Below are 7,099 nucleotides of genomic sequence, written 5' to 3' on the forward strand. Positions count from 1 at the left end.
AGCGCCTGCCGCCCGGCCGAGCCGCGCGGATCGACGGCCAGAACGGCGGCGGGGTCGTTCTCGGCCTCGGCCGCCAGGATCGCATCGCCCCAGGCCTGCGCCGCGGCGCGGTCCTGGGCGGCGCTGTATTCGCGCCACGCGGTGAAGCCGACCACCGCCACGATCACCAGGACCACGATCCAGCCGTAACGGCGCATCGCCCCGTACAGGCGGTCGCGCCGCAGCTCTTCGGTGACTTCGTCGATGAAGGTGTCGCTCTGGTTGGCCATGCCCGCCCTGCCGATCTGTCCTGTGTTCCCGTGGTCTTATACCGCGATGGACGGAAATGCCAATGCCGGCGCGGGCGCCACGCAAAAGGCCCGCCACAGGGGGCGGGCCTTTCGATCGATGCGTCCGACCTCACATGCGCGAGGCGACGTTCTCCCAGTTCACCAGCTTGTCCAGGAAGTTCTCCAGGTACTTGGGCCGCGCGTTGCGGAAGTCGATGTAGTAGCTGTGCTCCCACACGTCGCAGCCCAGCAGCGCCGTCTGACCGGTGCACAGCGGGTTCACGCCGTTTTCGGTCTTGGTGATCTCCAGCTTGCCGTCGGCATTCTTGACCAGCCAGACCCAGCCCGACCCGAACTGGCCGACGCCGGCCTCGGCGAACTTCTTCTTGAACTCCTCGACCGAACCGAAGCTGTCCTTGATCGCGGCTTCAAGGTTGGCGGGCATCGGGCCGGGGTTCGGGCCCATCATCTCCCAGAACTGGGCGTGGTTCCAATGCTGGCTGGCATTGTTGAAGATGCCGTTCTGCGCCACGGCGCCCTTCTGGTAGGTGCCCTTGACGATATCTTCCAGCGACTTGCCTTCCCACTCGGTCCCGGCCACCAGCTCGTTCAGCTTGGTGACATAGGCGTTGTGGTGCTTGTCGTGGTGATACTCCAGCGTCTCGCGCGACATGCCGCCGGCTTCCAGGGCATCGTGCGAATAGGGAAGATCGGGAAGGGTGAAGGCCATTTTGCGGTCCTTTCGAAAGGGTTGGTTCGGCTCGGCGCGAACGGTCGCGCATTCGGGGGACCAACGCAAGGGGTGGACCGGGGTTCCGATCCCCCCCTGCGCCAAGGTGGTCAGCGCGGCGCCAGCTGGCTGCCCGGCATGGCCGCATTGGTCAGGATCAGCGACAGGTAATCCGCCGTCGAGCGAAAGCCGATCACGCGGAACCCGCCGTCCACCCGCCAGAAGGCCGCGGCGGTCTGCGCCATGCGCGTGCGGCGCAAGACGCCTGACGGCAGGGCCGGGGCATCGACGGGGGCCAGTTTCGCGATCACGTCCGCGGCATGGGGGCCCGTCACGTCAAACACCGCACGGGCATCCGACACGTCGGCCACCAGCCCGTGTTCACCCGTCAGCGCCTGCGTCAGGTCCGACAGCGCGGCGGACAGGTCCGATGCGGGCAGGATCAGCAACAGCTCGTCCGGCGACATCCACGCCAGGGTGCGGCTGCCGTCGGTCACGGTGCCGGTCGCGTCGGGGATCGCCAGGCCCGCGGCCTCGGCCAGGGCGTCGCCCGCGCGGTCCAGGTCGGCCCGGATGGTGATCATGCCCAGGCCCGCGACGGGGGTGATGGTAGCCAGCGCTTCAGCCATTCTGACGGCTTCCTTCCTTGTCGTAGAAGACCGGATCGACGATCCGGGCCTGCATCACCGCACCGTCCGGCATCGGGAAATCCAGGACCTGCCCCATGCGGGCCGGACCGTGGCGGACCAGGCCCATCGCGATGGGCTTGTCCAGCGTCGGCGAGTGATAGCTGGAGGTGACGCGCCCCTGGGTCTTGCGCTGGCCGTTGCCGTTCGTGCCGTCCGCCACCGCATAGGCGCCGTCGGGTATGACCTTGCCGGACAGGCTCTCCAGCCCCACCAGCTTCCAGCGGGTGCCGTCGGTCATGTGGCTGCGGCGTTGGGCGCGCTTGCCGATATAGTCGGCCTTCTTTTTGGATATCGCCCAGTCCAGCCCCAGATCCTGGGGGATGATGGTGCCGTCGGTCTCGTCCCCGATCATGATGAAGCCCTTTTCGGCGCGCATCACGTGCATGGCCTCGGTCCCGTATGGGGTGATGCCCAGATCGCGGCCGACCTCGTGCAGACGCTCCCACAGCTCCAGACCGCGATTGGCGGGCACCGCGATCTCATAGCTGAGCTCACCCGAGAAGCTGATGCGGAAGATGCGGGCAGGGATGCCCGCGATGTCGCCTTCGGCCCATTGCATGAAGGGCAGCGCCTCGGCCGACAGATCGATGCTGCCCGGCAGGCGTTCCAGCAGGGCGCGGGCCTTGGGTCCGGCCACGGCGATCTGGGCGAACTGTTCGGTCAGGTTGGCGGTATAGACCTTCCAGTCCCACCATTCGCATTGCAGCCAGTCCTCCATGTGCCCATGGATGCGGTCCGCGCCGCCGGTGGTGGTGTGGCACAGCCAGGTGTCGTCGGACAGGCGCGCCACGACCCCGTCATCCATCAGGAAGCCGTTCTCGTTGCACATCAGGCCATAGCGGCATTTTCCGACCGGCAGGGTGGACATCATATTGGTGTACAGCATGTCCAGGAACCGCCCCGCATCGGGCCCCTTGACGATGATCTTGCCCAGGGTCGAGGCGTCCAGCGTGCCGACGCCGGCCCGCACCGCCAGGATCTCGCGGTTGACGGCGGCGTGGCGATCCTCGGTCGCGCGGGGATAGGCATAGGGGCGGCGCCAGTGGCCCACCGGCTCCCAGCTGGCGCCGTTGCGGTCGTGCCAGGCGTGGATCGGCGTCTTGCGCAGCGGCTGGAACGCCTCGTCCTTGGCCTCGGCCGCGATGGTGGCCAGGGTCAGCGGCGTGTAGGGCGGACGGAACGTGGTAGTGCCGGTCGCCTGGATGGGCTGGTTCAGCGCGTTGGACAGCACCGCCAAGCCGTTGATGTTGGACAGCTTACCCTGGTCGGTCGCCATGCCGAGCGTGGTATAGCGTTTGGTGTGCTCGACGCTGGCATAGCCCTCCTGGGCAGCCAGTTCGACATCGGTGACCTTCACGTCGTTCTGGAAATCCAGCCACATCTTGGCGCGCAGCTTGTAGGGCGCGCGGGCGGGCATGACCCAGACAGGCATGGTCGCACCCGCAGGGCTTTCCAGATCGCCGGCGCAGTGCAGATCACCATTGGCGGCCCCCGCGACGGTCACGTTGCCCTGCCCGTCCGCACCCAGGGGCGGGCGGTCGGGGTCGGGGCGGAACATCGATTGCGACTCGTCCCAGGTCAGCTTGCCGCCGCAATGCGAATAGAGGTGCACGACCGGCGACCAGCCGCCCGACATGGCCACCACGTCGCAATCGACGGTCTGGCGCGGCGCGCCGTCGCCTTGGTGGTCGCACAGCACCACTCCCTCGACATGCTTGCCCCCCTTGACCTTGGCGACGGCCGTGCCGGTCAGGACAGTGATGCCCGCGGCCCGCGCGGCCTGGGGCAGCGCCCCGTCGGCGGTGGGACGGACATCGATGATGGCCGGCACCTCCAGCCCCGCGGCATGGGCCGTCAGGGCGGTGCGATAGGCGTCGTCGTTGTTCGTGACCACGACGATGCGCCGCCCCGGTGCCACGGCGTAATCGGTGATGAAGTCGCGGACGGCGCTGGCCAGCATCACGCCCGGCACGTCGTTGCAGGCAAAGGACAAGGGACGCTCCAGCGCGCCGGTCGCGGCGATTACCCGGCCCGCCCGGATGCGCCACAGGCGCTGGCGGGGGATGCCCTGGTTCGGGTCATGATCGGCCAGCGATTCCCGCGCGATCAGATAGCCGTGGTCGTAAAGGCCGGTGGCCATGGTGTTGCGGCGCAGGGTGACGGTGTCGCGGCCTTGCAGGTCGGCCAGCAGCGCATCGATGGCGGCCCGTCCGCCGTCGTGGTCGGTGGGCGTGCGCCCGCCCCAATGGGCGCCCTGTTCCAGGACCAGGACCGTGCCGCCCGCCAGTGCCGCGTCGCGTGCGGCGGTCAGGCCCGCGATGCCGCCGCCGACCACGACCGTGTCGGCAAAGCCGTAGGCCTGTTCATAGCGGTCCGGATCGGGGTCGGTCGGTGCCCGGCCCAGGCCCGCGCTGCGGCGGATGATCGGTTCGAACAGGTGCTTCCAGAAGGGGCGCGGATGGATGAACGTCTTGTAGTAGAAGCCCGCCGGAAAGACCGGCGACAGCCAGTTGTTCACCGCGCCCACATCGGCATCCAGGCTGGGCCAGCAGTTCTGGCTGCGCGTGACCATGCCGTGGGTCAGGGGCGTGGTGGTGGCACGCTGGTTCGGTTCGAACCGGCCCCCCTGGCCCAGGCCCAGCAGCGCGTTCGGCTCCTCGGCGCCCGAGGCCAGGGGACCGCGTGGGCGGTGATACTTGAAGGACCGGCCCATCAGCATCTGGCCGTTGGCCAGAAGCGCCGAGGCGATGGTGTCGCCGGTCAGCCCGCGCAGGTGGCGGCCGTCAAAGCGGAACGGCACCTGCCAGGCACGGTCGATGCGGCGGCCACCGGCGGGCAGTCGGAAGGGGGGCGTGTGGGTCATTCGGCGATGCCTTCGGCGGGGGTCCAGTCGGGTGTCCAGTCGGGGCGGACCTTGCGGATCGCCTCCACGATCTGGGCAGGGGGATGGGGCGTCTGCGCCCTGTAGGTTCCGAACACCTGCAGCGTGGCGGTGCAGCGCGCGGCCAGGAACCACTTTCCGCAGCCATAGGCATGGCGCCAGCGTTCAAAGTGCACGCCCTTGGCGTTCTTGCGCGCGAACAGGTAGCTTTCGAACTCCTCGTCGGTGCCGTTCGGGCCGATGCGGGCCAGGTGCGCCTCTCCGCCCGGATGCAGTTCGGTTTCCTCGGCGTTCACACCGCAATAGGGACAGGTCAGGATCAGCATCGGGCTTCCTTGGGGTGCGAGAGTTGCGGATGCGAAAAGGCACCGCAGCGGCGCAAGCCGGCGGTGCCGTCTGTCCGACATGCCGTCGGACGCAGGCCGGGGGCTGACCGCCCCCGGACCCCCGTGGTCGCGCGGGACGGCCGGGCCGTCCCGCGCGTCAGGGCATCAGTTGGCCGGAGCCGGGGTTGCCGGTTCGGCAGGGGCGTCGACGGCCGCGGGGCTGTCGGTCTCGACAGAGACGGCAGGGGCGTCGGCCGCAGGTTCGGCCGCCGGCGTCTCGACGCTGATGTTGGTCGTGTCGCCTTCGACCGGATCGGTCGTGGCAACGCCGGTCGGTTCGCCTGACATGAAGAAGAACAGCAGTGCAACGACGACGACGATGCCGCCGACGATGAAGTAGAGACCATTGTTGTTGCGGTCAGCCATGATGAACCCTTTCGGTCGGACCTGTCATGGCAAGGCAATTCGCGGATGGCGTCCGGGGTTCCGTCGCGGGAAAACATCGGCGCGCCCTCGCCTAATGCGCGACGCCGGCGGCGACCGATTCGTCGATGAACCGGCCCTCGCGGAAGCGGTTCAGCCCGAAATCGGCGGCCAGCGGACCCGGCGTTCCCTTGGCGACCAGCTCGGCCATCGCCCAGCCGGAACCGGGGATCGCCTTGAACCCGCCGGTGCCCCACCCGCAGTTCACGAAGATGCCGCCCACCGGGGTCGACGACAGGATCGGGGACCGGTCGCCGGTCATGTCGACGATGCCGCCCCATTGGCGCAGCATCTTCAGGCGGCTGATCATCGGAAAGGTCTCGATCAGGGCGCGGACGGTTTCCTCGACATGCTGCCAGGAGCCGCGCTGGGTAAAGTTGTTGAACCCGTCGGTGCCGCCGCCGATCACCATCTCTCCCTTGTCGGATTGCGACATGTAGCCGTGGACGGTGTTGGCCATCACGACCACATCCATGCAGGGCTTGATCGGTTCGCTGACCAGCGCCTGCAGCGCGACGCTTTCGATGGGCAGGCGGAACCCGGCCATGGCCGCCAGCTGGCTGGAATGGCCCGCGACCACGATCGCCAGCTTGTCGCAGCCGATGCGCCCCTTGGAGGTATTGACGGCGCGGACCTGCCCGCCCTCGGTCTCGACCCCGGTCACCTCGCAGTTCTGGATGATGTGCATGCCCATGTCGGAACAGGCCCGCGCATAGCCCCAGGCCACCGCGTCATGGCGCGCCGTTCCGCCGCGGGCCTGATAGAGGCCGCCCAGCACCGGATAGCGCGGCCCGTCCAGGTTGATGATCGGCACCTTGGCCTTCAGCTGCTGGGGATCCAGCCATTCGGTCTGAACGCCCTGCAGGTTGTTGGCATAGACGGTGCGCTTGTAGCCGCGGATCTCATGCTCGGTCTGGGCCAGCATGATCAGCCCGCGCGGGCTGAACATGATGTTGTAGTTCAGGTCCTGGGACAGGGTCTCGTACAGGCTGCGCGACTTCTCATAGATCGCCGCCGACGGGTCCTGCAGATAGTTCGACCGGATGATGGTCGTATTGCGACCCGTGTTGCCGCCGCCCAGCCAGCCCTTCTCGATCACCGCGACGTCGGTGATGCCGAAGTTCTTGCCCAGGTAATAGGCCGTCGCCAGCCCGTGCCCGCCCGCACCGACCACGATCACCTTGTAGCGTGATTTCGGTTCCGGGCTGGCCCAGGCCCGCGTCCAGCCCTTGTGCTGACGCAGCGCCTCGCGGGCGATGGCAAAGACGGAATAGCGTCGGGCGCGGGGGGCTTCGGGCATGGTGCCTCTCAGGAAACGGGTTGCCTGCACCATGGCTGCGGCGGGCCCGACCCTCAAGGCGGCTTGCGGCAGATCGCGGCGAAATGCGACATGCGACATTCGGACAGCCCTGTCGCAGCGCGCTTTCGGTCCGCCGCCATCCGCGCTAGGAACGGGGCCAACCGGAGGTGACGCATGTTCTGGATCCTAGCTGCCGCCCTGACGGCCATCACGGCCCTTGCCATCCTGTCGCCCCTGCGGCGGGGTCGCGGGGGTGCCGCCCCTGCCGCGGCCTACGACCTGCGCGTCTATCGCGACCAGCTGGCCGAGGTCGAACGCGACCTGGACCGCGGCGTGATCGGCCCCGACGACGCGCAGCGCCTGCGCGCCGAGATCGGGCGCAAGGTGCTGGACGCCGACCGTCGCGCCGCGCTGTCGGCCC

7 protein-coding genes and 1 pseudogene are annotated in these 7,099 nt (G+C 68.4%); 1 reads left to right on the forward strand and 7 read right to left on the reverse strand.

Annotated elements, in window-relative coordinates; translation table 11 throughout:
* The 7 genes and pseudogenes from FHD68_RS16590 to FHD68_RS16620 form a co-directional block, all read right to left on the reverse strand.
* Positions 1–269 (reverse strand): annotated as a pseudogene (locus FHD68_RS16590) (tetratricopeptide repeat protein); the annotation flags it as partial.
* Between the two features lie 130 nt (positions 270–399).
* Positions 400–999 (reverse strand): superoxide dismutase, encoded by a 600-nt coding sequence (locus FHD68_RS16595; protein ID WP_045983614.1) that lies wholly within the window; start codon positions 997–999, stop codon positions 400–402.
* Positions 1,000–1,109: 110 nt separating this feature from the next.
* Positions 1,110–1,628: a sarcosine oxidase subunit gamma gene (locus FHD68_RS16600; protein WP_127899172.1), complete on the reverse strand. Its 519-nt coding sequence runs from the start codon at positions 1,626–1,628 to the stop codon at positions 1,110–1,112.
* Entirely contained in the window at positions 1,621–4,551 is a 2,931-nt protein-coding gene (locus tag FHD68_RS16605) for a sarcosine oxidase subunit alpha family protein (RefSeq protein WP_127899173.1), read from the reverse strand. Before FHD68_RS16605 ends, FHD68_RS16600 begins: the two co-directional genes overlap by 8 nt.
* Positions 4,548–4,895, reverse strand: coding sequence for a sarcosine oxidase subunit delta (locus tag FHD68_RS16610; protein ID WP_046001297.1), 348 nt, complete (start codon positions 4,893–4,895; stop codon positions 4,548–4,550). The genes FHD68_RS16605 and FHD68_RS16610 overlap by 4 nt, the downstream gene beginning before the upstream one ends.
* 165 nt (positions 4,896–5,060) lie before the next feature.
* The gene (locus FHD68_RS16615; protein ID WP_127899174.1) at positions 5,061–5,321 is read right to left on the reverse strand and encodes a hypothetical protein; all 261 of its coding nucleotides are present in this window, start codon (positions 5,319–5,321) and stop codon (positions 5,061–5,063) included.
* A gap of 91 nt (positions 5,322–5,412) precedes the next feature.
* Complete coding sequence (locus FHD68_RS16620; RefSeq protein ID WP_084693896.1) at positions 5,413–6,678, reverse strand: sarcosine oxidase subunit beta family protein; 1,266 nt, start codon at positions 6,676–6,678, stop codon at positions 5,413–5,415.
* A 174-nt stretch (positions 6,679–6,852) separates the two neighbouring features.
* On the opposite strand from FHD68_RS16620, the gene ccmI reads away from it, so the two are divergent.
* Positions 6,853–7,099, forward strand: a 247-nt coding sequence (gene ccmI, locus FHD68_RS16625) for a c-type cytochrome biogenesis protein CcmI (RefSeq protein ID WP_139086254.1), incomplete at its 3' end; no start/stop codon positions are given.

The sequence above is a fragment of the Paracoccus marcusii genome, assembly GCF_006151785.1.
Lineage (GTDB): Bacteria > Pseudomonadota > Alphaproteobacteria > Rhodobacterales > Rhodobacteraceae > Paracoccus > Paracoccus marcusii.

Excerpts from the sequence above, each read along its gene's own strand:
- FHD68_RS16595 (WP_045983614.1), bottom strand. The coding sequence starts at position 999 with ATGGCCTTCACCCTTCCCGATCTTCCCTATTCGCACGATGCCCTGGAA.
- FHD68_RS16600 (WP_127899172.1), bottom strand. The coding sequence starts at position 1,628 with ATGGCTGAAGCGCTGGCTACCATCACCCCCGTCGCGGGCCTGGGCATG.
- FHD68_RS16605 (WP_127899173.1), bottom strand. The coding sequence starts at position 4,551 with ATGACCCACACGCCCCCCTTCCGACTGCCCGCCGGTGGCCGCCGCATC.
- FHD68_RS16610 (WP_046001297.1), bottom strand. The coding sequence starts at position 4,895 with ATGCTGATCCTGACCTGTCCCTATTGCGGTGTGAACGCCGAGGAAACC.
- FHD68_RS16615 (WP_127899174.1), bottom strand. The coding sequence starts at position 5,321 with ATGGCTGACCGCAACAACAATGGTCTCTACTTCATCGTCGGCGGCATC.
- FHD68_RS16620 (WP_084693896.1), bottom strand. The coding sequence starts at position 6,678 with ATGCCCGAAGCCCCCCGCGCCCGACGCTATTCCGTCTTTGCCATCGCC.